The organism is Nocardioides sp. NPDC059952 (assembly GCF_042730435.1).
Classification (GTDB): Bacteria; Actinomycetota; Actinomycetes; order Propionibacteriales; family Nocardioidaceae; genus Nocardioides.
This window is the reverse complement of sequence record NZ_JBHWLY010000007.1, coordinates 83402-109999: the sequence shown is the minus strand read 5'-3', so window position 1 is coordinate 109999 and position 26598 is coordinate 83402. Positions and strand designations below refer to the sequence as shown.

Below are 26598 nucleotides of genomic sequence, written 5' to 3'. Positions count from 1 at the left end.
GGAACGCAAATGTCAGCGCACACGCCTGAGACCGTCAGGTCTGCGACCGCGGCTCCACGACGACGAGGGTCCCGACGAGCTTGTCGGCGAGCGTCTGCCTCCGCTTGTCCCACAGGGGCCACATGTAGTTGACGAGGCAGATGGCGGCGCCGAAGAACAGGAAGGCGAAGCCTGCGTAGTACGTGAGGAAGATCAGCACCCAGCCGATCGCGTTCAAGGCCTGCCGGAACAGCGTCAGTGGAACGCCGGCTGTCGCACCGGGGTCCTTCCCGACGAGCTTGATGCGAAGTAGACCCTTGCCGATCGTGTGCCCGGTGCGGCCCTGCCGGATCACCTGGTTCCAGATCGCGAAGGCGAGGAAGCCGAACCATCCCGCCACGATGGCCAGGACCCCGAGCCCGGTGACGATGATGCCGGACTCACGAGCCAGGCCGCCGCCCACACTGGCGACGAGATAGAACGGCACCAGCAGCACGGCGTCCACGAGACCACTGGCGAAGCGCTGAACCCAGGGCGCGAGCGGCGGGCCGGAGGGGACGTACGCCTGCTGTGCCCAGGGTGGGGCCTGCGGCTGCGGTCCACGAGCGGGGTCCTGCGGTGCGCCTGGCGGCGGCCCCGGGGGCGGGCCGAAGTTGGACATCTGGTGGGTCATCTCCTCGAGTGTGCTGGCCTGCTGACCTGACCGAGGTTCAATCTATCGGGTCGCACAGGGGTTAGCCTGACCCTTATGGCTGGAGCGGCGACGGCAATGGATCGGGCTCAGCGCCGGTTCCCGCCGGTCGCGTTCCCGCTGGCTGTGATGTACAAGTTCTGGGACGACCAGGGCAACAACCTCGCCGCGATCATCACCTACTACGCCTTCGTGGCCGTCTTCCCGCTCCTGCTGCTCGCCTCCTCGATCCTCGGTTTCGTGCTCGAGGGCAACCCGACCCTGCAGGAGGCGGTGCTCGACACGGCGCTGGCGCAGTTCCCGATCATCGGCGACCAGCTCGGCCGCAAGGAGCTCACCGGCTCGACCGGGGCGATCATCATCGGTGGTATCACGGCCCTCTACGGTGCGCTCGGCCTCGGCCTCTCGTTGCAGAACGCGGTCAACACCGCCTGGTCCGTGCCGCGCAACAGCCGTCCCAACCCGATCCTGCTGAGGGTGCGGGCGCTGCTCATGCTCGCCGCCGGCGGTCTGGCCATCCTCTCGGTGACCGCGTTGTCGCTGGTGCTGAGCCGCACCGACTTCCTCGGGTTCAAGGCGGTCGACGTCGGCTACTGGCTGGTGATCCTCGGCACCGTCGTGATTGTCACCGGCATGCTCTGCGTCGTCTTCCGGATGGCGACCACGCGCGACCACGCGCTCGGGCACGCCCTCCCGGGGGCGTTCACGTTCGCGCTGCTGTGGCAGGTGCTGCAGTACTTCGGCGCGGAGTTCGTCCAGCATGTGCTCGCCGCCACCCGTGGCATGAACCAGACCTTCGCGCTGGTCCTCGGTCTGGTCGCGTTCCTCTATATCGCGGCGCTGATGGTGGTGATCTCGATCGAGGTCAACGTCGTCTACTCCCGTCACCTGTGGCCGCGCGCGCTGCTGACCCTCTTCACCGACGACGTCGAGCTGACCGAGGCCGACCGCCGCGCCTACGCGAGCTATGCCCTGATGCAGCGCCACAAGGGTTTCGAGACGGTCGCGGTCACCTTCGACGGGCCCGACGGCAACAGCCACGAGATCGTCATGGACCCCTCCTGGCTCCGCAAGACCGCTCGGCAGATCCGTCGCCGCGACGAGTTCAGCCAACCCCTGCCGCCGACCAAGCCGCCGCCCCCGGTGCCGCCGGGCCAGCTGCGCGCGCTGCCGCATCCCGACGACGACGAGCCGACGCGGCGTACTCCTTAGGGCTTCCTGCGCAGCGGCACGAAGCGATACCAGCCGTGGCTGCTGAGCCGCGCCGTGCCGGTCTCGTTCCGTTCGACCAGCATCATCAGGCCGGCGACCGGGACCACCATCCGACCGGGCGTGGCCAGCTGGTCCATCAGCTCGTTCGGCAGCGCATCGGCCTCGGCGGAGACGAGGATGCGGTCGTACGCAGCCTGCCGCGGCCACCCCAGGACCCCGGGCTTCGCCTTCTCGATGCGGGCCCACGGCTGGGCGGTCGCGGCCAGGTTCCGGCGGCCGAACCTGACCAGGGACGGCTCCAGCTCGACCCCGATGACACTGCCCTCGGGACCGGTCAGGTGGGCGAGCAGGGCGGTGGTCCAGCCCGACCCGGAGCCGACGTCGAGCACCTTGTCGCCCGGTTCCACCTGGAGAAGTCGCAGCATGTCGGCCACGGTTCGAGGCTGCGAGTTGGTCTGCCCGTGGCCGATCGGAAGCGGCTCGTCGAAGCCCGCGAAGTCGCGTTCCCCGGGAGGCAGGAAGCCCTCCCGGGGGATGGCGGAAAATGCATAGAGGACCGGGTCCACACGTCCAGTCAAGCACCGTAAGGTCTGCCCCATGACTGAGTCGCCCGAAACCCCCGCCGAGCTCGTTCACCTCGACGTCGCCGACGGTGTCGCCACCATCACCCTCGACTCCCCGGCCAACCGCAATGCGCTCTCCCGCCAGCTGGTCACCGAGCTGTTCGAGGCGCTGCACGCGTCCGACAAGGACGCCTCGGTCAAGGCGGTCGTGCTCCAGGCGACCGGCACCGTCTTCTGCTCCGGCGCCGACCTCTCCGAGGCTGCGACAGTGCCGATGGAGGAGGGCACCCGCGGGATCGTACGTCTCCAGCGCACCATCGTCGCCCTGACCAAGCCCGTCGTGGCGAAGGTCCAGGGCCCCGTGCGCGCCGGCGGCCTCGGGCTCGTCGCCGCCGCCGACATCGCGATCGCCGCCGACACCGTCTCCTTCGCGCTCACCGAGGTCCGGCTGGGTCTGGCTCCCGCCGCGATCTCCCTCTCGATCCTGCCCCGGATCGACGCCCGCGCCGCCTCCCGCTACTTCCTCACCGGCGACAAGTTCGACGCCGCCGAGGCCGCCCGGATCGGCATCCTGACCGCCGCCGTCCCGGCCGAGTCGCTCGACGACGAGGTCTCCGCCATCACCTCCTCGCTCCTCGAGGGCTCCCCCCAGGGCCTGCGCGAGACCAAACGCCTCATGGTCCGCGGCTTGGTCGAGCACATCGACGCCGGCGGTGAGGAGATGGCCGCCCTCTCCGCCCGCCTCTTCGGCTCCGACGAGGCCCGCGAGGCGATGACCGCCTTCCTGTCTCGCAAGAAGTAGCCCAAGAAACAAGAACAGCGTGGGGCAACCATTCTGGCCACCCACACGGTCAGGGTGGACATGACGACGGATGCCATCGCGCCGACCAGGCGCGAGCGTGAGGTGAGCGTCGCGGCGGTCGATTTCGACGACTTCGTGGCCGCGCGGTCGGGTGCGCTGCTGCGTACCGCCTATCTCCTCACGCGTGACCACGCGCTCGCCGAGGACCTGCTGCAGACTGCGCTGACCAAGGCGTGGTTCACCTGGGCAAAGATCGAGAGCCACGAGGCGTACGTCCGCAGGATCTTCGTCAACACCTACACCTCGTGGTGGCGACGGAAGTGGAACGGCGAGCAGCCCGTCCTGGAGTTGGTCGAGAGCTCCGTCGACCACCCCGAGGAGGGCGCCCACGACCTGTGGACGGCGCTCGGGAGGTTGCCCCGGCGGCAGCGTGCCGTCGTCGTGCTCCGCTACTTCGAGGACCTCACCGAGGTCCAGACGGCCGAGATCCTGGGCTGCTCGGTCGGCACCATCAAGTCCCAGACCTCCAAGGCCCTCGCCAAGCTCCGCATCGACCCTGCCCTCGCTCCGGCCCAGGAGGAGAACTGATGAACTCCATCGAGGATCTCCGTACGACGCTGGCGACCCATGCGGACCGGGCCGGTGATTCGGCGGCCGTTCGCAGCGGTTCCGTCCATCGACGGATTCGTAAGGTTCGTACGCTGCGGCGAGGGGTTGTCGCCGCTGTCGCTGCCGCAGTGATCGCGGGGGCCGGCCTGGTGGCACTGCTCCCGGGCCTCGGACGCCCACCCGTCGCTGGGCTGCCCGGCGAGGTGACGGCCCTGCACTTCACCTACGACCTGGCCGAGACCGAGGTGCTCGAGGTCGGTGCGGATCGGGATCAGATCAAGGTGGCTGCGCCGAGCGACGACGGCCATTGGGCGGTCGCCGCACGCGCGACGGGCCTGGAGACCGGCACCGCGACGGTCTACATCAACGACGAACCGGTGCTGCGGATCAGAGGCGAGGAGCGATCCGCGCTGTATCCGATTCCCTATCACGACCGCGGTCGCATCAGCGTGGAGGTGACCGATGCGCCCGACGGTGGGAAGGTGTCGCTGGGCCTCTACGAGAGGACCGGGTTGGTGGTCGGCGACGGAGTCAGTCGTGCAGGTCGGCTGTTTCCGACGACCTATGGGGGCGCGACGCTTCTCGGTGGGGAGTTCGGCGATCCGGACGACACCCTGGTCCGCTACTCGTTCAGGGCGAGCGGTCGGCCGATCGCGATTGCGCCTCTCTGTCAGGACCCCGCCGGCGCTTTCGAGTTCGGGTATCGGATCGACGGCAAGGAGATCGGCCGCGGCAACTGCAGCGACGAGTCGGTCGACCTGTCGGCGCCCGACCTGGCGATCAGCCAGATGTTGCAGCGACAGCTGTCCCGGGGCCGACACACGGTCACGCTGGTCGCCGAGCGCCAGGACGGATCGACCAATCCGCCTGAGGACGTCGCCGTGCACCTCGGGGTCGCCGTCTACGAGGTCGGTGAGCAGGTCGACCTCGGGGCCATGAAGACTGACCGGATCACCGAGCAGGACGGTCGCCGCTGGCAGGTGGACCGGGTCGTGCCGATCTCGAAGACTCGTACGTTCTCGACGATGGTGAGCACCGGGCGCCGACCCGCGCTGGTCGGATACCTGACCTGTGGCTGGTCGGTCACGGTCCGCGTGACGTCGCGGAACCTGGACCGGGGTACCGACCCTTTCACCTCGTCGGACAACACCGGCGGGTGCGGCTACACGGTAGGCAGCCATCTGCCGGCGTACGACACCTACAACGTCGCTCTCGAGACGACCAAGGACGAACTGGGGACGAGTGCCAAAGAGCAGAAGCCCTTCGAAGGAGCCGTGGTGGTCTACCGCCCGGTCGACTGATGGCACCCGTGCCCGCATAACACCACGTCGGGGGTAGAGTTACCTCCTTGCCGTGCGCCATGGGGGGCGCACGGCGGGTGTGGATCTTTGTGACGGGGGAACATCCAGTTGAACGACAAGCTGGCTGAGCGCGAGATCGCTCAGGAGCAGGGGTTCGTAGATCGTGTCTACCTCCAGCTGGGGGAGTCGGCGCGCGCTGCGCAGGAGTTGGCCAACGAGGGCCGCGAACGTGGGGCCCTGGGGCATGAGGGTGGTCTGGTCGAGCGCGACGCGTTCGCCTTCCAGGCGGCGCGACGGATCGCGCAGCTCGATGCCGCTCACGAGGGGCTCGTCTTCGGCCGCCTCGACCTCGACCCGTCGGTCGACCCGGAGCCGCGCTACGTCGGCCGCATCGGCCTGCGCGACGCCGAGCGTGACTCGCTGCTGATCGACTGGCGGGCGCCGGCGGCAGCGGTGTTCTACCAGGCCACCGCGGTCGAGCCGAGGTCGGTGATCCGGCGGCGGGTGCTCCGCTCCGAGGGACAGAGCGTGATCGGTGTCGAGGACGAGCTGCTCGACGCCGACGCGCTGGAGAGCTCCGGCGCCGACCTGCCGATCGTCGGAGAGGGCGCGCTGATCGCCCAGCTCAGCCGCGCCCGGGACCGCACGATGCACTCCATCGTCGCGACCATCCAGGCCGAGCAGGACAAGGCCATCCGCGCGCCCGGCAAGGGTGTCACGACCATCTCCGGCGGTCCGGGCGTGGGCAAGACCGTGGTCGCTCTCCACCGGGCCGCCTACCTGCTCTACACCGAACGTCGCCGCTACGAGTCCGGTGGCGTGCTCATCGTGGGGCCGTCGGGCGTCTTCATGCGCTACATCGAACGCGTCCTGCCGAGCCTCGGTGAGACCGCGGTGGCGCTGCGTTCGCTGGGTGAGGTCGTGGACGGCGTACGCGCGACGTGGCACAACGACCCCGCCGTCGCCGATGTGAAGGGCTCGGTCCGGATGGCCGAGGTGCTGCGCCGTGCCTCGCGCCAGCAGGCGCCCGGCTCCCCGCGCGAGTTCAAGGTCTTCTACCGCGACGACTCGCTGCGGCTGGACGGCAAGCGCCTCGGTGACCTGCGGCGCCAGCTGATGGGTCAGGGTCGGCGCAACCAGCAGCTGCGCCGCGTACCTCAGCTGCTTCTCGACATCCTCTGGCGTCAGGTACGCGGCGAGCGCGGCCGCGAGCGAGGCCGCGAGGTCTTCAACGACGAGATGCTCGACAACCCGGCCTTCCTCGAGTTCGCCGCCACCTGGTGGCCGGCGCTGGAGGCGCGCGAGGTGCTCGGCTGGCTCCGTGAGCCCGAGTTCCTCGCCCGTGTCTCCGAGGGGATCCTGACCCACGACGAGCAGCAGCTGCTCCTCAAGTCGTGGGCCGGTCGTGGCCTGACCGATGCCGACCTGGCGATCGAGGACATCCCGCTGCTCGACGAGCTCCGCTACGCGATCGGTGACATCCCCGAGCAGGTCGCCGACGAGCGGGACGCCGACCAGAGCGGCATCGACATCGCCGAGCTGATGACCGCCTCCGACCGCGAGTTCTCCTCGGGCCGGGGCTGGCGCCCGCCGACCTACCGGATCGACGACGACCCGTTCGCCCACATCCTCATCGACGAGGCCCAGGACCTCACCCCGATGCAGTGGCGGATGGTCGGTCGCCGGGGACGTACGGCCTCCTGGACCATCGTCGGCGACCCCGCCCAGTCCTCGTGGCCGGTGGCGGAGGAGGCCGAGGCCGTCCGGGCCAAGGCGCTCGAGGGCAAGCCGGTACACGCGTTCCACCTGTCCACGAACTACCGCAACTCTGCCGAGATCTACGGCTTCGCCGCCGCCTACGCCGAGCGGGTCGGGCTCGACGCCGACCTGCCCACCGCGGTCCGCTCCACCGGCGTCGAGCCGCAGGTCATCGAGCACGCGGCCGACCTGGAGAAGGCCACCCGGGAGGCAGTCGGCGAGATCGCGTCGCAGGTCGGAGGGACCGTCGGCATCGTGGTCCCGGTCGCGCGCCGCTCCGAGGTCAACTCATGGCTGGCGTCCTGGTCGGAGTTCGCAGCCGACGCTCCCTCGGCTGCTGCCTCCGCCGCCGATCCCACCTCGGTGCCCTCCGGTGAGGACCGCATCGTCGTCCTCACCGGCCTGGACACCAAGGGCCTCGAGTTCGACGGCATCATCGTGGTCAGCCCCGACGAGATCGAACGCGAGTCGGCCACCGGCCGCGCCACCCTCTACGTCGTCCTCACCCGCGCCACCCAGCTGCTGACCACCGTCTCCTGACGCAGAATCCCGCCGAGCCGGCGCGTCATAACGCGCCGACTCGGCAGGGTCCGCGGTAACGCGCCGACTCGGCTATGGCGGGTGTGACTAGAGGGCCACGGTCCAGCGGTGGCCGGGCAAGGTCTGCTCGAGCACGCGATGCAGCCAGCGTCGGCGTCGGTCATCGAGCAGCGGCAGCGTGTTGTCGAAGTCGAGCTGATCCTTCGAGCGGAGCCCCGGGGCCTTGTAGAGGAGCTGGATCTCGGGCTGGAGGTAGAGGATCCCGTCGCGCTCCCAGACCGCCTCGGACATCGGCATCCGGATTGACTCGTCCCGCCGGTAGACCCACTCATCGGCGGTGCCAGGGTTGAGCAGCAGGTCATACTCCCACGGATCATGAGCGCTCCGCCGCGTCCAGACCTGACCCTCGGTCTCCCAAAGGACATCGTCCGCGGCGCCGTCGGGATCGTCGTCCGGGAGCAGCGGACGCAGCGCCGTGGTGCCGGCCGCCCAAACGTCGAAGCGCTCCGCCAGATGCTTGCGCAGCGCGGCGAGCTCACTGCGGAGCACACAGGTGTCGGTGTCCTCGTGGTCGCGCCCGACGCCGGTGAACGCCTCGATCGCCCAACCGCCCGCGATCCACCAGGTGCCGGGATAGCCCTCGAAGAGGGCGGCCACGTCAGTCGGCGTGTGCGTCGCCCAGGGGCCGTAGAGCCGTTCGAAGTCGTCGTTGTTCAGATCGTTGACGCCCACCCGCGAAGCCTAGCGGCGCGGGTGGGCGTCGGGAGCAGGGTCAGCCGACGGAGGGCTTGGCGTCGGCGGTGACCTCGACGCCCTCGGCGAACTCGACGAGCTGCTCGTCGGTGAGGTGGATGGTGTTCCACATCTGGATGACGACGGTGAGGTCGCGGTAGGCGTACTTGAGCATCGTGGCGCCGTCGGGGGTGGTGACGAGGGTCGCGGGCTGGCCGTTGACGGTGGTGTCGCTGCCGCCCTCGGCGGGCGACGAGGCCGATTCGAGGGTGACCACGATCTTGTCCTGGAAGTCGCTGATGGACGACTTGTCGTCGGGGCGGGCGACGGCGAGGACGTAGTGGTCGGATCCTTGCAGCACGAACCCCTCGGGCACCTTCGCCACGGTGTAGCCGGGCATCTGGGTCCCGTTGTAGTCGACGAGGCGTACGTTGTCGGCAGCCTGGACCGTCGGCGTGCCCCCGTTGTCGGAGGTCAGGGCGATCCCGCCGAACGCGCCGCCGACGGCGAGGGTCAGGGTGGCCGCGCCGAGAGCGCCGCGCTTGATCCGGCGCCGGGAGAGCGCCTGGTGGCCGCGGCGGAGGTCGGCGGCGGCATCCTCGGTCGGGGCGGCCGGGGACGGGGTCAGGCGGGCGAGGCGGTCGATCACGTCGTTCATCGGGAGTCTCCTGTCAGTTGGGTGGGGGTGAGCAGCGCCCGGAGCTTGTCCAGGCCGCGAGCGGTCTGGGACTTCACGGTTCCGGTCGAGCAGCTGAGCGCGTCGGCGACCTCGTCGACCGAGAGGTCGTGGACGTGCCGGAGCACGACGGCGGCGCGCTGCCGCGGTGGGAGCTCGGCCAGCGCGGCGACCAGCTCGGGATCGACCATCGCCGGGTCCTCGACCGGAGCCTCGGGCAGCGAGACCGCGCCCTGCTCCCGCCGGAAGAACGGGCGCCTGCGGTGGTCGATCAAGCAGTTGACCAGGGTCCGGCGAGCGTACGCAGCGGGCTGCTGCGACGCTCGTCCCCAGGCCAGATAGACCTTGACCAGCGTTGTCTGGACCAGGTCTTCGGCCAGGTGGGCGTCGCCGGCGGTCAGCAGCCGGGCAGTGCCGACGAGCGGCGCGCGGTGGCGGCGTACGAAGGCCTCGAATTCGGCGTCTTGGAAACGTCTCACGCACTGTCAACGGTTCAGGGGCGTCGCGGGGTTGCACGGGCGCCGCTTTCACCATCCGAATCGAATGGGTCACGCGCGATCCTGCGGATTAGGCTCATCCCATGACGACCAACAGCCCTGCCCAGACCGCGATCCAGGAGATCACGGGGCACGAGGCGTGGGCGATCATCCGGCGCTCTTCGCGGGCGGGTGATCGCGACACGGTCGGCATGCTGGCGGGCACGCGATCGGTGGTCGAGTCGCTGCTCGACGTACCTCTCGAGGAGGGCACCCCGGAGCCGGGGAAGGTGGCCGACCGACTGCTCGCGGTGCCGTTCCGGCAGGTCAGCGAGCGGGGCTTCGAGGCCCACGACGACCGCACCCCGCTGGTCGTCGTCGACGTGGAGCGCGAGTGGGAGTTCTCCGTCGCCGAGGTGATCGAGGCGCTTCCCGACGTCCCCGTGGAGTTCGTGGACCGCGGCGGGTTCGACGTCGACGACGACACCTATGCCGACCTGGTCAAGACCGTCATCGAGGACGAGATCGGCCAGGGCGAGGGCGCCAACTTCGTGATCGGCCGCCACTACCGGGCCCAGCTCTCCGACTGGAACCACGAGCGCGCGCTCACGATCCTGCGTCGTCTCCTCGAGCGCGAGCGCGGGGCGTACTGGACCTACTGCTTCTTCACCGGCGACCGCTACCTCATCGGCGCCTCGCCGGAGCGACACGTGAGCGTCCACGGCGGCGACGTCCGGATGAACCCGATCTCCGGCACGTTCCGGCTGCCGCGCGATCTCGAGGGAACGCCGGAGAAGATCGCCCACGACCTCAAGGGGCAGCTGACCGACTTCCTGACGGATCAGAAGGAGGTCTACGAGCTCTTCATGGTGGTCGACGAGGAGCTCAAGATGATGTGCGACATCTGCGACCAGGGCGGCCAGGTGCTCGGGCCGTTCCTGAAGCCGATGTCGCGGCTGATCCACACCGAATACCTCCTCGCCGGTCGCTCGGCCCGCGACCCGCGCGAGATCCTGCGCGACACGATGTACGCCGCCACGGTCACCGGCTCGCCGGTCGAGAACGCGTGCCGCCTGATCAAGAAGTACGAGCCGGAGGGCCGTGGCTACTACGGCGCCGCCCTCGCGCTGCTCGGTCGTGACGAGTCCGGCGCGCCGACGGTGGACAGCCCGATCGTGATCCGCACCGCCGACGTGTCGCTGAGCGGCGAGCTCAAGGTGAGTGCCGGAGCGACCCTGGTGCGCGACTCCGACCCCGTCTACGAGGTCGCGGAGACGCACGCCAAGGCCGGCGGGATCCTGTCCGCCTTCGGGCTGGTGCCGGCCGCGCCTGCTTTGGCGCAGGATGTGTCCGAGCTGGTCAACGACGAGGACCTGCTGCTGACCCTGGCCGCCCGCAACCGCCGGCTGTCGTCGTTCTGGCTCACCGACCAGGCCGACGAGGAGCCCTCGGCCCACCTCGCCGGCAAGCACGCGGTGATCCTGGACGGCGAAGACGACTTCGTACGCATGCTGCGCCACGTCCTGCGGGTGCTCGGGATGACCTCGTCGGTGGTCCGGCACGAGGACTACGCCGATGGTGCCTTCGAGGGTGCTGATCTGGTGATCGTCGGGCCCGGGCCGGGCGACCCGCGCGACGGTTCCGACCCGAAGATGGCCAAGCTGCGTGCGGCCGTCGCGTCGCTGCTCGAGACCGAGCAGCCGTTCCTGGCGGTCTGCCTCGGCCACCAGGCGCTGTGTCACCAGCTCGGGATCGGGCTGCACTACAAGGACATCGTCTTCCAGGGCACCCAGACCCGCGTCGGTCTCGGGTTCGGTGGGCGGCCGCGCCGCGAGCGGGTCGGCTTCTACAACACCTTCGTCGGCCGGGTGGGATCCACCGAGCTGCCAACGGGGGTGTCGGTGGACGCCGATCCCGAGACGGGTGACATCCACGCCATCTCCGGGCCCCACTACGCCGGCATCCAGTTCCACGCGGAGTCGGTCCTCACCGAGCGCGGCTACGACCTCATCCACGACGTCGTCAGCGACCTGCTCGCACAATGAGCGCGCGGGTGGTGGTGGTCGATCACCACGACTCCTACGTGTGGAGCCTCGTCCACATGATCGCGCAGGTCAGCGGGGTCCTTCCGGACGTGGTGGAGCACGACGAGGTGAAGCTCGGTGACCTCGCCGGCTACACCCACGTGGTGCTCTCGCCCGGGCCCGGCCACCCTGCCGACCCGGCGGACTTCGCGGTCGGGCGGGACGTACTCCTGGACGCGGGGCGGCCCGTCCTCGGGGTCTGCCTGGGCATGCAAGGGCTGGTGACCGCCTACGGCGGCGTCGTCGACCGGATCGAGCCGGCACACGGAGAGGTCGCCCAGGTGACGCACGACGCGCGGGGAGTCTTCGCGGGCATCCCGTCGCCGCTCGAGGCGGTCCGCTACCACTCGCTCGCGGCCGTCTCGATCCCCGATGTCCTGGAGGTGACGGCCCGTTCCGAGGACGGGGTCGTGATGGGGGTACGTCATCGTGAGCTGCCGCTCGAGGGCGTCCAGTTCCACCCCGAGTCGGTGCTCTCCCAGCACGGGGCGGCGATGGTCGCGAACTTCTTGGGTCGACCGGAGCCACGATGAGCGTCGAGGACCTCTTCGCCGAGGTCGCCGCCGCCCACCCCCGCTGCGTCTGGCTCGACGGTGGCGGCGCCCGCGAGTGGTCGGGCACCCGGTCCCTGATCGGCTGGCTGGAGGACGACGACGTCTCGCTGACCTACTCTGCCGCGCGCCGCGAGGTGCTACGTCACGCCGGCGGCCGGTCCGCGGTGGTCGGCGACGACATCTGGCAGGTCCTGGAAAGCGAGGTCGGCCCAGGGGAGCAGTGGTTCGGCTACCTCGGCTACGCCTGCCGCGCGGACCTCCCCGCGACCCCGTCGGCGGACGTACCTGACGCTGTCTGGATGCGGCCTTCGCATGTGCGGCTGTTCGACCATGTCGGGGTAGTCCGGGAGCGAACTGCCCATATACCCGCCAGTAATAGGCAGTTCGCTACCGGACTACCCCGACGCTCCGCCTACGCCGCCGCCTTCGACGAGGTCCAGGAGGCACTCCGGGCCGGCGACACCTACGAGGCCAACCTGACCTACCGCACCACGGTCCACGCCGAGGCCGACCCGGTGGAGACCTATCTGCGGCTCCGGAGCATCAACCCCGCGCCGTACGCAGGGTTCCTCCAGCACGACGTCGCGAACCATCGAGCGTGGCTGCTGAGCTCGAGCCCCGAGCGATATGCGCTCATCGACGAGGACCGCACGATCGAGACGAGGCCGATCAAGGGCACGACCCCACGTGGCGCCACCGCGCAGGAGGATGCCGCCAACGCGGAGCTGCTGCGGACCGATCCGAAGCTCCGCAGCGAGAACCTGATGATCACCGACCTGCTCCGCAACGACCTGGCGATGGTCTGCGAGCCGGGGACGGTGGAGGTGCCGGGGCTGATGCAGGTGGAGTCCTACGAGACCGTGCACCAGCTGGTCACGACCGTCAGGGGCCGGCTCAGCGAAGAGATCACCACGATCGAGGCGCTGCGCAGGCTCTTCCCCGCCGGGTCGATGACCGGTGCGCCCAAGCTGCGCACGATGGATGTCATCGAGCGCGCCGAGCGCGAGCTGGGTGGCCCGAGGGCGGCGTACGCAGGTGCTTTCGGCTGGATCTCCGGCGACGGGCCGGCCGATCTCGGCGTCATCATCCGCACGCTGACGACCCACGACACCCACACCTGGCAGATCGGCACGGGCGGCGGGATCACGGTCAGATCCGACGTCGCCGAGGAGGCCGCAGAGGCACGCTTGAAGGCCGATCGGGTGCGCGCTTCCCTCGGCAGATGATCAAACGGGTGAAAAGACGGCGACACGTTGAGACGGCGGCCGTTGTCTATTGGATCGTTCATAAAACGAGGACTACCGTGGACTCATCATGGCGACCATCGATGACAAAGCCCTGCCACATGTGATCGTGCTCTTCGGTGCGACGGGTGATCTGGCGCGCCGCAAACTCCTTCCTGGCCTGCTCAGACTCAACGAGGCCGGGCTGATGACGGATGCCCAGATCGTCGGCACCTCGCTGGAGGATCTCTCCGACGAGCAGTTCATCGAGTTCGCTCGCGAGGCGTGCGAGGAGTTCGGCAAGGGCGACATCACCGACGAGCGCTGGGCGGCGTTCGGGGGGATGCTCTCCTACGTCTCGACCAAGGAGGGTCCGCACGCGCTCGCCGACGCGGTGAAGCTCGCCGAGAAGAAGCTCCAGGGGCTCGGCAGCGACGTGCGCCGCCTCCACTACCTCAGCGTGCCGCCGAAGGCCGCTCAGGACGTGATCCGTCAGCTCGAGGAGGCCGACCTCGTCGAGCGCGCTCGGATCATCATGGAGAAGCCCTTCGGCACCGACCTCGAGTCGGCCAAGGAGCTCAACGCGAAGATCCACGAGGTCTTCTCCGAGGAGCAGATCTTCCGGATCGACCACTTTCTCGGCAAGGAGGCCGCGCAGAACATCCTGGCCTTCCGCTTCGCCAACGGACTCTTCGAGCCGATCTGGAACCGCAACTTCATCGACCATGTCCAGATCGACATCCCCGAGACGCTGGGCCTGGAGGGACGCACCGCGTTCTACGAGAGCACCGGCGCCTACCGCGACATGGTCGTGACCCACCTGATGCAGGTGCTGGCGTTCATGGCGATGGAGCCGCCGACCTCGCTGGCCCCCGATCCGATCGGCGAGGAGAAGAACAAGGTCTTCCGGTCGATCCGGCCGCTGGACCCGCGCAACGTGGTGCGTGGTCAATACTCCGGCTACCGCGGCAAGAACGAGGTCGCCGACGACTCCGACACCGAGACCTTCATCGCGATGAAGGTGATCATCGACAACTGGCGATGGGCGGGCGTGCCGTTCTTCCTGCGCACCGGGAAGAAGCTGGCCGAGGGTGCGCGGATCATCTCGATCGCGTTCAAGGAGCCGCCGCTGACGATGTTCCCGGCCAACTCCGGCGCCGGCACCCAGGGCCCCGACCACCTCACCTTCGACCTCGCCGACCAGTCGAAGATGTCGCTGTCGTTCTACGGCAAGCGCCCCGGGCCCGGCATGAAGCTGGAGAAGCTCTCCATGCAGTTCGCCACCCAGGAGACGAGCTCCTCGACGGGCGTCCTCGAGGCGTACGAACGCCTCATCCACGACGCCATGCGTGGCGACCACACGCTCTTCACCACCGCCGAGGGCATCGAGACGCTCTGGGAGATCTCCCAGCCGCTGCTCGACAACCCTCCGCCCGTGCGCCTCTACGCCCCCGGCTCCTGGGGCCCCAACTCGATCCACCAGCTGATCGCCCCCCACGCCTGGCGCCTCCCCTTCGAGCGCTCCTGGCGCGAGACGAAGAAGCACTAGCCGAGAAGTCGCCAGCGTCGGCCGAAGCGTCGCTCCGGTCGGCCGAGTTGGCATGCGTACGCCATCTCGACCGACGCGCGTGACGCCTCGGCCGACGGGGCTGACGCCTCGGCTACGGGGCGTTGGCGCTCAGCTGCTCGAGGAGGGCTTGGGCGGCGCGGTCCATGGCGTCGCCGTCGTAGGGCTCCAGGTCGACGGAGTTGAAGCTCTGGATCAGGGTGCCGTTCTGGACGAAGCCGGTGACGGCGTACGAGTTGACGCCCTGCTGCTTGACCAGCCGGGCGTCCTCGGCGCCCTTGACCTCGGGCTCGCTGACGTCCCCGGACTTCACGTCCATGGTCTTCCACGCTTCCGCGAGGGTGCCGTCGAAGGGCAGGTAGTTCAGTTCGTACGCGGTCCCGCCCGACTCCTCGGGAAGCAATGCGCAGCGGGGTGCCGCCGAGGTGCCCTTCTCGACGCGGAGCTGGGCGCCGAGGGCCTTCTCGACGGGGGTGATGTCGAGCCCGTCGCACGGGTTGAACGTCTCCTTGGACGCATCCCCCGAGGCCGACGCGGAGGCGGAGGCCGCCGGATCGGCGGGCTCCTCGGCTCCGCAGGCAGCGAGGGAGAGCAGCGCCAGCAGAGCGGGCGCGAGGACGGCGTACTTCAAGAGTTCAACCCTCAATCGTTCAACACAGTCGTGGCCGTTTCGGTCGGCCGGGGAGAGGTCGAGCCGGGCAGTCGCATGGTCATCCGTGCGCCACCGTGCGGGGAACGGGCTGCGGAGACCGATCCGCCAGTGCGCTCGGCGACCTGCCGGACGATAGCGAGCCCGAGCCCGGAACCGGGCATCGAACGGGCCTCGGTAGAGCGGTAGAACCGGTCGAAGACGTAGGGGAGGTCGTCCTCGGCGATGCCCGGACCCTCGTCGTCGACGTTGAGCACCCCGTTGTGGAGCGAGACGTGCACCGTGCCCGACTCGGGTGACCACTTGGCGGCGTTGTCGAGCAGGTTGGTGACCGCACGCTCCAACGAGCTGGCGTCGCCCAGGACCCACCACGGCGCCATCTCCTCGGTGAAGGTCACCGAGGGTGCGCGCAGACGCACCCGGGAGATCGCCCGATCCACCACCTCGGAGAGGTCCACCGTCTCCAGCGTCGGCTCGGCCGGCGCGTCGCGGGCCAGCTCGACGAGATCTCCGATCAGGTTGGTGAGCTCCTCGATCTGGGCGCGGATGTCCCCGAGCAGGTCCGCCCGCTGCTCACCCGAGATGGAGGCGTCGGCCTGCGTGAGGAGCTCGACGTTGGTGCGGAGCGAGGTCAGCGGCGTACGCAGTTCGTGCGACGCGTCCGCCACCAGCTGCCGCTGCCGGTCCTGGGAGGCCGAGACCGCTGAGAGCAACCGGTTGAACGACGTCGCCAGCCGGGCGATCTCGTCGTCGCCCTCGACCGGGAGCGGTGTCAGGTCCTCGGTCGTCGCGATCCGGTCGACCGATGCCGTCAGCCGACGCACCGGACGCAGTCCGCCGGCCGCGACCACCCACCCGGCGAACGCTGCAGCGACGACACCGGCGGCGCCGAAGAAGAGCACGACGAGCCCGAGCCGCTTGTACATCTCCTGCTGCGGCCCCAGCGACTGCGCCAGCATCAGCGCCGAGTTGCTGTCGGGGATCGGGACGGTGACGACCCGGAAGACGCCGACCTTGGTGGAGACCGTCCGGACCGACTGCTTGGCCTCCCGCTTGGCCACCGCTTCCTCCGGCACCCCGGGCCGCGGGAACGTGCCGAGCGTCGGCGACCAGTAGTTGTGCGAGTCGTCGACCTCGGCGACCTGGATGTCGCCTGCGTTGAGCACCCAGGTGGGGAAGGCCGCGCCTGTTCGCGCGTCCTGGATCGACGCGGTGTTGGCTGCGGCGGAGGTGGCCCGCTTGAGCAGCGACTCATCCATGTTGGCCTGCAGCTGGATGCGTACGACGAAGTAGAGCCCGACCGCGATCAGGGCGATCGACCCGGCGACCGCGAGGGTCGTCAGCAGGGTGACTCGGCCCGCCAGGGAGCCGCGGTAGCGCGAGCTGGTTGCCGGCGTGGTCACGGCGCTGCTCACGGCTCCTTCAGGACGTAGCCGATGCCGCGTACGGTGTGGATCAGCCGGGTCTCACCCTCGGCCTCGGTCTTGCGGCGCAGGTAGCCGACGTAGACCTCGAGCGAGTTGGCGGTCGTCGGGAAGTCGTAGCCCCAGACCTCTTCGAGGATGAACGACCGATCGAGTACGCGGCGGGGCCGGCGCAGGAACATCTCCAGGAGCGTGAACTCGGTGCGGGTGAGCTCGATGGCGCGCTCGCCCCGGGTCACCTCGCGGGTGGTGGTGTTCATGGACAGGTCGGCGAAGTGCAGCGTCTCCTCGTCGTCCTCCCCGACCGGGGCCGCCCGGCGCAGCAGCGCGCGCAGCCGGGCAAGTAGCTCCTCGAGCGCGAATGGCTTGGTGAGGTAGTCGTCGGCTCCTGCGTCCAGTCCGTCGACCCGGTCACCGACGGCGTCGCGCGCGGTCAGCACCAGGATCGGTACGTCGTTGCCGGCGGCTCGGAGCGCCTTGGTGGCCTCGATGCCGTCGAGGCGGGGCATCATCACGTCCATCACGACCACGTCGGGGTCGTGGTTGGCGATGCCGGCAAGAGCCTCGGCGCCGTCGCCGGCCAGGGCGACCACGTAGCCGTTGAACTCCAACGACCGGCGCAGCGACTCACGCACGGCCTTGTCGTCGTCGACGACCAGCACGTGCGGCTTGTCGCCGGTGCTGTCGCTGGACCCATCACGAGGGGTGGCGGGGCTGTTCACACTCCTACCTTGCCACCCCTCGCTGAGTCGCTACTGAGAACGGCCCCGGCGTTTTGCTAAGCGTTCTCCTTGCGGAAGGTGGAGATGCCCCACCAGACCGCGAGACCGAACAGGGCGACGGTCCAGCCCAGGCCCCAGCCGATGTCGGTCATCCCCAGGTCACCGAAGAACGAGGCTCGCACCGCGTCGACGATGTGCTTGGTCGGGATGACGTCGGCCAGCGCCTCGAGCCACCCGGCACCGAAGCTCATCGGCAGGAAGATGCCCGACAGCAGCAGGATCGGCATCAGCAGCATGTTGGTCACCGGCGCCATGACGTCCTCGCTCTTGACGAGCAGCGCGAACGCGTTGGAGGCGGCGGCTCCGGCACCACCGATCATCACGGTGATCGCGATCCCGACGAGGATCCCCACCGGCCTGAAGTCCATGCCCATCACCAGGCCGAGGGCGACCAGGATGATCGCCTGCACCAGGATCTGCAGCAGGTCGCGGTAGAGACGCCCGAACAGCAGCGCACCGCGCGAGGCCGGGGTGACCCGTTCCGCCTCGATGACGCCCTCGCGCCACTCGCCGATCAGCGAGAAGCCGGCGAACATCGCGCCGAAGATGCCGAGCTGGACGAGCATGCCGGGGACGAACCAGTTGTAGGCGTTGCCGCCGAGCTCCTCGATGAGCGGCTCGAGCAGTGGGCCGAAGAGCAGCAGGTAGAGGATCGGCTGCATCACCCCGATCAGCACCCAGGCCGGGTTGCGGAGGTTCATCCGCAGCTGCCGGTTGAAGACGACCATCGACTCCCGGAAGAAGCCGGACTTGAGGACAGGCTGCTGGAACTCGGTCATTATTTGGCCTCCAGATTCTGCTCAACGGCCTCGTCGGCCTCGGGTGCACCTGCGTCGGCATCGCGCAGCGATCGTCCGGTCAGCGTCAGGAAGACGTCGTCCAGGGTGGGACGGGCGACCTCGATCGACTCCAGCGAGACGCCGTTGGCCTCCAGGTCACGCAGCAGCCCGGGGACGGCCTTCCCGGCCCGCGGCACCCGGCCGCTGACCAGTCGCTCGTCGACCTCGATGGTCTCCGAGATCGAGCCGAGCTTGTCGCGCGCGATCGCGACCTGCTCGTCGGTGGCGACCTCCAGGGAGACCAGGTCGCCGGAGACGGCGGCCTTGAGGTTCTCCGGGGTGTCGTTGGCGACGATGCGGCCCTGGTCGATGACGATGACCCGATCGGCGAGGGTGTCGGCCTCGTCGAGGTAGTGGGTGGTCAGGAAGACCGTCGCCCCGTGGTCGGTACGCAGCGAGGCGATGTGGTCCCACAGGTTGGCCCGTGCCTGCGGGTCGAGGCCCGTTGTCGGCTCGTCGAGGAAGACCAGCTTGGGGGCGTGGATCAGCGCCATCGCGATGTCGAGGCGGCGCTTCTGCCCGCCGGACATGTTGCGGGGCTTGCGGCGCCACAGCCCCTCGAGCTGAAGCCTCTCGAAGAGCGCCTGTCCGTGGGCGACGGCGTCCTTCTTGGACATCCCGTAGAGCATTCCGTGGTCGACGACCTCGTCGCCGGCGTAGGCGCCCGAGAAGGTCGATCCGACCTGGGAGCAGTAGCCGATGCTTCGCCTGACCTCGACGGACTGCCTGGCCACGTCGAAGCCCGCCACCGTGGCGGTGCCTGCCGTGGGCTTGAGGAGGGTGGTGAGGATGCGCAGGGTGGTGGTCTTTCCGGCGCCGTTCGGGCCCAGGAAGCCGACCACCTCGCCCTCTTCGACATCGAGGTCGACTCCGTCGACCGCGACGACTTCTCTCTTCTGCTTGCCATGGCCGGAGGCGAAGGTGTGCCTCAAGCCGCGTGCGTGAATCATGTGTCACTCCCTTGTGCGTGCAAGTCCCAGACAAGCACGGACCACCGACAACAATCACCCGGTTTTACCCGGTTGTTCAAAATTGAATACCGCGAGTGTTCAATTTTGAACCCGGGTTGTCAAACCAATTGGAGCGCGACCCGCGACGGCTCAGCCGCGCAGCATCTCCCGGTAGCGCTTCCGGTCCGCGTCCATCTGCCACCCCGGGTCGTCCGCGGCGGGTGCCCAGTCGGGAGTGTCGCCGGCGAAGAAGAGCTTGCCGCTGCGTACGTCGTCCAGGACCTCCACCAGCCACGCCCGCTCGGAGCGGAGCTTGTCGAGCTGGAGGTGGAGCGCGGCAACGGTGTGGGGCGGCACCATGCGGGCGTTCACACGGACCGCGGCGTCGAGCTCCTTGATCGTGCGCTCCAGGGTCTTCAGCCGGGCGCTCAGGTGCTGGATCACGGCCGGCCGCTCCAGCAGCGGCACGAGCGAGAACGCGGCGTAGAAGGAGACGCCGTTGTAGACGTCGACGGCCTGCAGCGAGCGGGTGACCAGCCGCTCCAGCTCGACGCGACCGCTCGCGCTGATCTCGTAGACCGCGACCGTTCGACCGTTGTCGACCAGATCGTGCCTGGTCAGATGGCCCTTCTCGGTCAGCGAGGTCAGCGCGTGGTAGATCGAGCCCGGGTTGATGTTGGCCCACTGGTCGACCTGCCACGACATCAGCTCGCGCCGGATCTGATAGCCGTTGACGGGCTCGAACAGCGCCACTGCTCCCAGCAGCAGCATCCGTGTGTCGTCTCCGGCCATAGGGAGATTCTAGGGGCGGCAAGACCGGACCTCAGCGGGACGTCAGCTGCCACAGGTGCCCGTCGGGATCCGCGACGATCGCGCGGTATTCACCCCACGGCGCCGACTCCGGCTCGATCACCCCGTGCCCTAGCGCCGTCGCGGCCGCGTAGCGGGCCTCGACATCGCCGCGCGAGCCGAGCTCGATGGTGACCAGGCACTGCTTCGTTCCCTCCGGCAGGGTCGCCGCGTCCATCGGCTCGTCCCCGAGCTGTCCGGTGACCCACTTGAACCCGCCGGTCGGGATCATCATCACCTCGCAGGAGTCCGACAGGGTCGCGCGAAGCGGCTCGGGGACCCCGTCGTCGGCGAGCTCCCCGGGGGTCTCGAGGCCGAGGCCGTCGCGGAGGAACACGTGGGACCGGGTGCGGTCCCGGGTGGGCAGGGCGATCGTCGTACGCATCCGGAGCTCCTCAGTGGCAGCAGTGGTCGGCGGTGGGGGCGGTGTCGGAGCCGAGGTCGTCGTTGCGTCCCGCGGTGAGCCGCGACCACTGCGCCGTCGGGCGACCGCTCACGCCGGTGCGATGGTTGGTCGTCGACGCCTCCTCGCTGCGGAACTGGCCACCGTCGACACCCGTGCGCTGCGGCCAGCCCTGCGGTGAGTCCTCCCAGGTCTCCTGCCGTCCGTAGACGGTCATGTCCAGGATCCCGTACGACGCCGACATCGGCTCCACGCCACGTCCGGTCGTGCGGTAGGTCTCGAAGACCCGGTCACCGTCGCGCAGGTAGCAGACCTTGCCCCCGAAGAACCCGCGGGCGTCGAGGACGTCCCACGACTCCTCGGGCACGGAGAACCACGGCATCTCCCACCCCATGAAGTCCCGGTAGCGGGAGCTCTCCGGATAGGGCCCCTGGCAGAAGACGGCGTACGTCACCCCGCGCGAGTGCAGGTAGCCGAGCTCGCTCACGCCGCCGCTGAAGAACGTGCACCCCTCGCACTGGTCCGCCGCGGCATGGCCGGTGTGCCACATGTGGTAGCTCGCGAAGAGCTGGTCGCGCCCCTCGAAGGCATCCAGCAGGCTCACCCGTCCGGCGGCGCCGACGAGCGGTGCGGCCGGGTCGACCTCGGTCATCGGGAGCCTTCGCCGGGCCGCGGCGATGGCGTCGCCGGCACGGGTGTGGGCCTTCTCGCGGTCGAGGAGCGCTTCGCGCTCGTGCAGATAGGTCGTCCGGTCGACGACCGGTGGCAGCGGGATGGTCGGCTTCAATGGGAACTACGTTAAACATAGTTGATACTCTTGTGAAGAGAGTTTGGAGGATCGATGCCGAAGAAGCAGACCTACGCCGACCTGGGTGATGCCTGCGCGACCGCGCACGCCATGGACGTCATCGGGGATCGCTGGAGCATGGTGATCGCGCGCGAGCTGCTGCTCGGTCCGCGCCGGTTCGCGGACCTGGCCTCGGCCGTCGTCGGGATCACGCCTGCCGTGCTGACCTCCAGGCTGAGGGCGATGCGGGAGACCGGCGTCGTCGAGCAGGCCCGGCTCGACGACCTCGGACAGACCCGCGTCTACCGGCTCACCGAGTGGGGGCAGGGGCTGGAGGACGTGATGCGGTCGCTCGGTCACTGGGCGCAGCGCTCGCCCGGCTTCCCGGTGCCGGAGGGGAGCATGACCCCCGACGGGGTGATCGTGGCGATGCGCACCATGGCCCCCTACGCCACGATGGCCGAGTGGGATGACGGCCCCGTCCGGATCGCGATCGAGCTGCACGACGAGCGGCGTCCCGCCGCAGGCGTACGCCGCTACCGGCTGCGCTGGGACGCGGACGGATTCGAGCTGACCGAGGGTGCGGACGATGCGCCCGCGGCGACCGTCTCCGGTGATTCCTCCGTTTGGGCAGGCGTGGTCTTTGCCGGGGCGCCGACCAACGCGGTCGGCATCGAGGGCGACCGGCGAGCCGTGGAGCGGGTCGCCGCTGCGTACGCCGCGATTGCGTAGCACCGGCATTTCACTGGCACGCCGGGACCTCTGGCACTGATGACGCGTAGTCCGGGATCACTACTCTCGATGGGTTCGAATGACTCGGAGAGGATCGACGTGACCCTGAACCTGACGTACGGGGACCTGGGAGACGCGTGCGCTGCCGCGCACGCCCTGGACCTGATCGGTGACCGGTGGAGCCTGATCGTGGTGCGCGAGCTGATGTTCGGGCCGCGTACGGCACGTGACCTGGAATCCTCGGTGATCGGGGTCAGCAACAACGAGCTCAAGGACCGGCTGCAGTTCCTCGAGCACGCCGGCGTCGTGGTCGAGACCGAGCTCGGCTACATCACCAAGACGACGGCCTACGCGCTCACCCCGTGGGGACGCGAGCTCGAGTCGATCCTCGGGGCGCTCGGCCGCTGGGCCCACGGCTCGACCCGCTTCCCGATCATGTCCGCCGGGATGACGCCCAGTGGTGTGATGGTGGCGATGCGCACGATGGTGCCCGCCGGCAGCGCGACGACCCCCGAGCCGATCAGCGTCACCTGGGAGCTAACCGACGCCCGCCGTCCTGACGCCGACCCGCAGCAGTTCCGGCTCGTGTGGCAGGGCAACCAGTTCGACCTCGCCGAGGGCACCCTCGAGGACGCCGACGTCACCATCGCCGGCGACTCGACGGCTTGGACCGGTGTCGTGTTCATGGGCTTCCCCGTGGATGCCGCGATCGCCGAGGCCGGGCTCGTGGTCGAGGGTGACCGCGCCGCGCTGGAGCGCGTGCTCGGGCTGTTCGCGGACACGCTCGCCGAGGCCAGCTGAGGTCTCTTCGGTCGGCCGTCTCGCGGACGGGGCGGCAGCGTCGCGTCCGACGTGGTTCACTGGACTCGACGGATCCGGCTGCTCGGAGAGGATCGACGTGACCCTGCACCTGTCCTACGGAGACCTGGGAGATGCGTGCGCGGCCGCGCACGCGTTGGACCTGATCGGTGATCGGTGGAGCCTGATCGTGGTGCGCGAGCTGATGTTCGGGCCGCGTACGGCTCCTGATCTGAGGTCGTCCCTGATCGGGGTCAGCACCGAGGAGCTCAACGACCGGCTGCAGTTCCTCGAGCGCGCGGGCGTCATCGTCGAGACCGAGCTCGGCTATCTCACCAAGACCACGGCGTACGCCCTGACCGACTGGGGCCGGGAGCTCGAGAAGGTCCTCAGCGTCTTGTCGCTGTGGGCCTTGGAAGGGTCGGCGCACTTCCCGGTCCCGTCGACGGGGATGACGCCCAGCGGGGTGATGGTCGCGATGCGCACGATGGTCCCGCCCCAGAGCCTGCCCACCCAGGCTCCGCTCCGGGCCACCTGGAAGCTGACCGACGCCCGCTGCCCCGACGTGGAGCCTCTGCAGTTCCGGCTGGACTGGAACGAGTACGGCTTCGATCTCGACGTCGGCGAGCTCGCCCGGGTGGACGTCACCATCTCCGGCGACTCGACGGCCTGGGCGGGCGTCGCGCTCCTCGGTCAGTCCCTCGAGGAGGCCTTGGCCAAGGGCGACCTCCACGTCGAGGGCGACCGGGAGGCGCTGGCGCGTGTGCTCCGGGTCTTCGCCGACGCGATGGCCGCGGTGGGCTGACCCTGCGCTTCTAGGGAGCCGGGTCGGCGCAGAAGGCGATCAGCTCGCCGCGGGCCTTGCCCTGCTCGATCCGCTGGCCGACGTCGAGCGGGACGTGCTTCAGCTCGCCGAGCGGGGAGCGGATGATGGCGCTCTGCCGGCGCCAGGGCGCGATCGTCGGAGGAGCCACGCAGTGGTGCTGCTCGAGCATCGCGGCGAGCTCGGGCTGCTCCCGCTTCGCCAGCGACCGAGGCTCGGACGGCGTGGTGACGGCGACCAGACAGAAGGCCGCCAGCGCGGTCAGCGCGCAGACCTTCATGGCGACGACGACCAACGTCATGAGTCGCGGGGTGTCCGAGTGCACGCCTGTCCAACGACCGATGAGCCCGACGGTGACGGGCTGCGCCGGGCAGTATGACGAAGGTCCCATCCGGACACCGGGGGCAGACCGGGTGCAGAGTCGCTAGTGTCGCGTCATGCCTTCGCGTACGTCTTCCTGGTTCTCCTCGCCCGCCGAGGCCGTCACCCGTCTCGGAGACGTCGGTTACCTCGCGGACGACTCCACCGCGTTGACGAGCTACCTCGCGGGGGCGCTGGAGAAGCCGGTGCTCATCGAAGGACCGGCCGGCGTGGGCAAGACCGAGCTCGCCAAGGCGATCACCCGCGCGACCGGGGCCGAGCTGGTCAGGCTGCAGTGCTACGAGGGCCTGGACGAGGCGCGAGCGCTCTACGAGTGGAACTACAAGAAGCAGCTCCTCCGCATCCAGGCGGCCAACGACGGCCAGGCGTGGGAGGAGACCCACGACGACATCTTCTCCGAAGAGTTCCTGCTGACCCGGCCCCTGCTGACCGCGATCCGCCGCGAGGAGCCGACGGTGCTGCTCATCGACGAGGTCGACAAGACCGACGTCGAGGTCGAAGGGCTGTTGCTCGAGGTGCTGTCCGACTTCCAGGTGACCATCCCCGAGCTCGGCACGATGACCTCGACCCGCCGTCCGCTGGTCGTGCTCACCTCCAACGCCACCCGCGAGCTCTCCGAGGCGCTCAAGCGACGCTGCCTCTACCTCCACCTCGACTACCCCGACGCCGACCGGGAGCGCGAGATCGTGCTCTCCCAGGTGCCCGGGCTCGACGACAAGGTCGCCCGCCAGCTGGTCTCGGTCGTCGGCCGGCTGCGAGAGCTGGAGCTCAAGAAGGCCCCGAGCATCGCCGAGTCGGTCGACTGGGCGCGCACCCTGATCGCGCTGGAGATCACCGACCTCTCCGACAAGGCCGTCGCCGACACCCTCGGCGTCGTCCTCAAGCACTCCTCCGACGTCGACCGTGCCGTCCGAGAGCTGCGGTTGAAGAGGTGACTCTCCTCGACCGGCACATCGAGTTCCTCGAAGCACTGCGGGGAGCGGGGCTGCCGGTGTCGCTCTCCGAGGGCCTCGACGCGGTCACCGCCCTCGGCCTGATCGGCTGGACCGACCGGACCCAGGTCAAGGAGGCGTACGCCGCGACCCTGGTCAAGCGCGCCAACCAGCGGGCCACCTTCGACGGGCTCTTCGAGCTCTACTTCCCGCGGATGGTCGGCTCCGGCATGGACGCTGAAGCAGCGGCTGCGGGCGTGGCGAAGGACGGGCCCGAGGCACTCTCCGAGTTCAGCTCACGGCTGGCCGAGGCGCTGGAGGCCGACGACGTCGAGATGCTCCGCCAGCTGGCCGCCGAGGCGGTGGCCCGCTTCGGCGCGATGCCCGGCCGCGGGCCCGGGCTCAGCTCCTGGTCGTCCTACACCGCGCTACGCCGGCTCTCGACCGACGAGCTCACCGCCCGGCTCATCGAAGGTCTCCAGCAGGGCGGCTGGACCGAGGAGGAGGCCGCTCGGGTCGGGGGTCGCCGGGTGGACCGGTTTGCCGGCCTGGTCGAAGCCGACGCCCGGCGAAGGATCGCGGAGGAGAAGGGCCCCGAGCAGATCGCCAAGATCGCCGTACGCCCGACCATCGAGAAGCTCGACTTCCTGCATGCGCGGCGGGCCGACCTGGAGGCGCTGCGGCGCGAGATCTACCCGTTGGCGCGCCGGCTGGCGACGCGGCTCACCCAGGAGCACCACGCGCGCCGGCGAGGAGCGGTGGACCTGCGGCGTACGCTCCGGTCCTCGATGTCCACCGGCGGCGTCCCCGTCGACCTGCGGTTCCGGCCCAAGCGGCCGCACCGCACCGAGCTGGTGATCCTGTGCGACGTGTCGGGCTCGGTGTCCAACTTCGCGACGTTCACGCTGATGCTCGTCTTCGCGCTGCGCGAGCAGTTCGGCAAGGTGCGCGCGTTCACCTTCGTCGACGAGATCCACGAGGTCACCTCCTACTTCCGTCCCGGCGCCGACCTGGTCGACACGATGACCGAGCTGACGAAGGCGACCGAGCACTCGGCCCGGATGGGGCGCACCAACTACGGTCGCGCCTTCTCCCTCTTCCAGGAGCGGCACGCCGACGCACTCGGCCCCAAGTCGTCGCTGCTGATCCTCGGCGACGCCCGGTCGAACTACTCCGACCTCGCCGTCGGCTCGCTGCGCGCGATGGTCGAGGGGAGCCGGCATGCGCACTGGCTCAACCCCGAGGTCCGTACGCAGTGGGACACCGGCGACTCGGAAGCGACCCGTTACGGATCGATCATCGAGATGCGGGAGTGCCGCAACCTCACTCAGCTCTCCGAGTTCGTCCACGATCTGGCCTGATCGCCCCCGCTGATCGCCCCCGCTGGTCGAGCCGCGAGGCCGCCCGCGGCCGAGCGTGTCGAGACCAACACATTCCCATCGAGCGCGACAGGGACCGTGTTGGTCTCGACACGCCTACGCC

At 69.3% G+C, this 26598-nt stretch carries 28 protein-coding genes; 14 read left to right on the top strand and 14 right to left on the bottom strand.

Annotation, left to right across the window (positions count from 1 at the left end; all coding sequences use genetic code 11):
* Nucleotides 1–34 precede the first annotated feature (34 nt).
* Complete coding sequence (locus ACFV9G_RS05390; protein ID WP_378725554.1) at nucleotides 35–652, bottom strand: RDD family protein; 618 nt, start codon at nucleotides 650–652, stop codon at nucleotides 35–37.
* A gap of 96 nt (nucleotides 653–748) precedes the next feature.
* Between ACFV9G_RS05390 and ACFV9G_RS05385 the strand changes: the two genes are divergently transcribed.
* Nucleotides 749–1882, top strand: coding sequence for a YihY/virulence factor BrkB family protein (locus ACFV9G_RS05385; protein WP_378725552.1), 1134 nt, complete (start codon nucleotides 749–751; stop codon nucleotides 1880–1882).
* Here the strand turns inward: ACFV9G_RS05385 and ACFV9G_RS05380 are convergent.
* Nucleotides 1879–2460: a protein-L-isoaspartate O-methyltransferase gene (locus ACFV9G_RS05380; RefSeq protein ID WP_378725550.1), complete on the bottom strand. Its 582-nt coding sequence runs from the start codon at nucleotides 2458–2460 to the stop codon at nucleotides 1879–1881. The two genes, ACFV9G_RS05385 and ACFV9G_RS05380, sit on opposite strands and share 4 nt — an antisense overlap.
* Before the next feature lie 19 nt (nucleotides 2461–2479).
* Between ACFV9G_RS05380 and ACFV9G_RS05375 the strand changes: the two genes are divergently transcribed.
* From ACFV9G_RS05375 to ACFV9G_RS05360, 4 genes are all read left to right on the top strand, one after another.
* Nucleotides 2480–3247 carry an enoyl-CoA hydratase family protein gene (locus ACFV9G_RS05375; RefSeq protein WP_378725548.1) on the top strand — a complete coding sequence of 256 codons (768 nt, stop codon included), beginning with the start codon at nucleotides 2480–2482 and terminating at the stop codon, nucleotides 3245–3247.
* A gap of 60 nt (nucleotides 3248–3307) precedes the next feature.
* Nucleotides 3308–3835: a SigE family RNA polymerase sigma factor gene (locus ACFV9G_RS05370; RefSeq protein ID WP_378725546.1), complete on the top strand. Its 528-nt coding sequence runs from the start codon at nucleotides 3308–3310 to the stop codon at nucleotides 3833–3835.
* The gene (locus tag ACFV9G_RS05365) at nucleotides 3835–5157 is read left to right on the top strand and encodes a hypothetical protein (RefSeq protein ID WP_378725545.1); all 1323 of its coding nucleotides are present in this window, start codon (nucleotides 3835–3837) and stop codon (nucleotides 5155–5157) included. The genes ACFV9G_RS05370 and ACFV9G_RS05365 overlap by 1 nt, the downstream gene beginning before the upstream one ends.
* Before the next feature lie 108 nt (nucleotides 5158–5265).
* Nucleotides 5266–7455 carry a HelD family protein gene (locus ACFV9G_RS05360; protein ID WP_378725543.1) on the top strand — a complete coding sequence of 730 codons (2190 nt, stop codon included), beginning with the start codon at nucleotides 5266–5268 and terminating at the stop codon, nucleotides 7453–7455.
* An 87-nt stretch (nucleotides 7456–7542) separates the two neighbouring features.
* On the opposite strand, the gene ACFV9G_RS05355 is transcribed toward ACFV9G_RS05360, so the two are convergent.
* Genes ACFV9G_RS05355 through ACFV9G_RS05345 form a run of 3 tightly spaced genes read right to left on the bottom strand, consistent with a single transcriptional unit; the run spans nucleotide 7543 to nucleotide 9342 of the window.
* The gene (locus tag ACFV9G_RS05355; RefSeq protein WP_378725541.1) at nucleotides 7543–8187 is read right to left on the bottom strand and encodes a hypothetical protein; all 645 of its coding nucleotides are present in this window, start codon (nucleotides 8185–8187) and stop codon (nucleotides 7543–7545) included.
* Nucleotides 8188–8227: 40 nt separating this feature from the next.
* Nucleotides 8228–8845 carry a hypothetical protein gene (locus ACFV9G_RS05350; protein WP_378725539.1) on the bottom strand — a complete coding sequence of 206 codons (618 nt, stop codon included), beginning with the start codon at nucleotides 8843–8845 and terminating at the stop codon, nucleotides 8228–8230.
* A complete protein-coding gene (locus tag ACFV9G_RS05345) occupies nucleotides 8842–9342 on the bottom strand; it encodes a SigE family RNA polymerase sigma factor (protein ID WP_378725537.1) in 501 nt (166 codons plus the stop codon). The genes ACFV9G_RS05350 and ACFV9G_RS05345 overlap by 4 nt, the downstream gene beginning before the upstream one ends.
* A gap of 101 nt (nucleotides 9343–9443) precedes the next feature.
* On the opposite strand from ACFV9G_RS05345, the gene ACFV9G_RS05340 reads away from it, so the two are divergent.
* From ACFV9G_RS05340 to zwf, 4 genes are all read left to right on the top strand, one after another.
* The gene (locus ACFV9G_RS05340; protein ID WP_378725535.1) at nucleotides 9444–11384 is read left to right on the top strand and encodes an anthranilate synthase family protein; all 1941 of its coding nucleotides are present in this window, start codon (nucleotides 9444–9446) and stop codon (nucleotides 11382–11384) included.
* The gene (locus ACFV9G_RS05335) at nucleotides 11381–11956 is read left to right on the top strand and encodes an anthranilate synthase component II (RefSeq protein ID WP_378725533.1); all 576 of its coding nucleotides are present in this window, start codon (nucleotides 11381–11383) and stop codon (nucleotides 11954–11956) included. The genes ACFV9G_RS05340 and ACFV9G_RS05335 overlap by 4 nt, the downstream gene beginning before the upstream one ends.
* Nucleotides 11953–13203 carry an anthranilate synthase component I family protein gene (locus ACFV9G_RS05330; RefSeq protein ID WP_378725531.1) on the top strand — a complete coding sequence of 417 codons (1251 nt, stop codon included), beginning with the start codon at nucleotides 11953–11955 and terminating at the stop codon, nucleotides 13201–13203. Before ACFV9G_RS05335 ends, ACFV9G_RS05330 begins: the two co-directional genes overlap by 4 nt.
* A gap of 88 nt (nucleotides 13204–13291) precedes the next feature.
* Complete coding sequence (gene zwf, locus ACFV9G_RS05325; RefSeq protein ID WP_160025843.1) at nucleotides 13292–14749, top strand: glucose-6-phosphate dehydrogenase; 1458 nt, start codon at nucleotides 13292–13294, stop codon at nucleotides 14747–14749.
* A 112-nt stretch (nucleotides 14750–14861) separates the two neighbouring features.
* Here zwf and ACFV9G_RS05320 read toward each other — a convergent pair whose 3' ends face one another.
* From ACFV9G_RS05320 to ACFV9G_RS05285, 8 genes are all read right to left on the bottom strand, one after another.
* Nucleotides 14862–15398, bottom strand: coding sequence for a hypothetical protein (locus ACFV9G_RS05320; protein ID WP_378725529.1), 537 nt, complete (start codon nucleotides 15396–15398; stop codon nucleotides 14862–14864).
* A gap of 11 nt (nucleotides 15399–15409) precedes the next feature.
* Entirely contained in the window at nucleotides 15410–16831 is a 1422-nt protein-coding gene (locus ACFV9G_RS05315) for a sensor histidine kinase (RefSeq protein WP_378725527.1), read from the bottom strand.
* Complete coding sequence (locus tag ACFV9G_RS05310; protein ID WP_091044290.1) at nucleotides 16828–17502, bottom strand: response regulator transcription factor; 675 nt, start codon at nucleotides 17500–17502, stop codon at nucleotides 16828–16830. Before ACFV9G_RS05310 ends, ACFV9G_RS05315 begins: the two co-directional genes overlap by 4 nt.
* 116 nt (nucleotides 17503–17618) lie before the next feature.
* On the bottom strand, nucleotides 17619–18401 hold the full coding sequence (locus ACFV9G_RS05305) for an ABC transporter permease (protein WP_378725525.1): 783 nt from the start codon (nucleotides 18399–18401) through the stop codon (nucleotides 17619–17621).
* Nucleotides 18401–19411 carry an ATP-binding cassette domain-containing protein gene (locus ACFV9G_RS05300; protein WP_378725523.1) on the bottom strand — a complete coding sequence of 337 codons (1011 nt, stop codon included), beginning with the start codon at nucleotides 19409–19411 and terminating at the stop codon, nucleotides 18401–18403. Before ACFV9G_RS05300 ends, ACFV9G_RS05305 begins: the two co-directional genes overlap by 1 nt.
* A gap of 150 nt (nucleotides 19412–19561) precedes the next feature.
* Nucleotides 19562–20203 carry a PadR family transcriptional regulator gene (locus tag ACFV9G_RS05295; RefSeq protein ID WP_378725521.1) on the bottom strand — a complete coding sequence of 214 codons (642 nt, stop codon included), beginning with the start codon at nucleotides 20201–20203 and terminating at the stop codon, nucleotides 19562–19564.
* 31 nt (nucleotides 20204–20234) lie between these two features.
* Complete coding sequence (locus ACFV9G_RS05290) at nucleotides 20235–20645, bottom strand: VOC family protein (RefSeq protein ID WP_378725519.1); 411 nt, start codon at nucleotides 20643–20645, stop codon at nucleotides 20235–20237.
* Nucleotides 20646–20655: 10 nt separating this feature from the next.
* The gene (locus ACFV9G_RS05285) at nucleotides 20656–21450 is read right to left on the bottom strand and encodes a DUF899 family protein (protein ID WP_378725517.1); all 795 of its coding nucleotides are present in this window, start codon (nucleotides 21448–21450) and stop codon (nucleotides 20656–20658) included.
* Nucleotides 21451–21504: 54 nt separating this feature from the next.
* On the opposite strand from ACFV9G_RS05285, the gene ACFV9G_RS05280 reads away from it, so the two are divergent.
* The 3 genes from ACFV9G_RS05280 to ACFV9G_RS05270 all read left to right on the top strand — a co-directional run bounded on the left by ACFV9G_RS05280 (nucleotide 21505) and on the right by ACFV9G_RS05270 (nucleotide 23785).
* Nucleotides 21505–22182 carry a winged helix-turn-helix transcriptional regulator gene (locus tag ACFV9G_RS05280; RefSeq protein ID WP_378725515.1) on the top strand — a complete coding sequence of 226 codons (678 nt, stop codon included), beginning with the start codon at nucleotides 21505–21507 and terminating at the stop codon, nucleotides 22180–22182.
* 99 nt (nucleotides 22183–22281) lie between these two features.
* Nucleotides 22282–22983, top strand: a complete 702-nt coding sequence (locus tag ACFV9G_RS05275; RefSeq protein ID WP_378725513.1) for a winged helix-turn-helix transcriptional regulator — start codon at nucleotides 22282–22284, stop codon at nucleotides 22981–22983.
* Between the two features lie 97 nt (nucleotides 22984–23080).
* A complete protein-coding gene (locus ACFV9G_RS05270; RefSeq protein WP_378725512.1) occupies nucleotides 23081–23785 on the top strand; it encodes a winged helix-turn-helix transcriptional regulator in 705 nt (234 codons plus the stop codon).
* 10 nt (nucleotides 23786–23795) lie between these two features.
* Here ACFV9G_RS05270 and ACFV9G_RS05265 read toward each other — a convergent pair whose 3' ends face one another.
* Nucleotides 23796–24194, bottom strand: coding sequence for a hypothetical protein (locus ACFV9G_RS05265; protein ID WP_378725511.1), 399 nt, complete (start codon nucleotides 24192–24194; stop codon nucleotides 23796–23798).
* Nucleotides 24195–24240: 46 nt separating this feature from the next.
* Between ACFV9G_RS05265 and ACFV9G_RS05260 the strand changes: the two genes are divergently transcribed.
* Nucleotides 24241–25119: a MoxR family ATPase gene (locus tag ACFV9G_RS05260; RefSeq protein WP_091043344.1), complete on the top strand. Its 879-nt coding sequence runs from the start codon at nucleotides 24241–24243 to the stop codon at nucleotides 25117–25119.
* A complete protein-coding gene (locus tag ACFV9G_RS05255) occupies nucleotides 25116–26477 on the top strand; it encodes a VWA domain-containing protein (RefSeq protein ID WP_378725510.1) in 1362 nt (453 codons plus the stop codon). Before ACFV9G_RS05260 ends, ACFV9G_RS05255 begins: the two co-directional genes overlap by 4 nt.
* The last annotated feature ends 121 nt before the right edge of the window (nucleotides 26478–26598 follow it).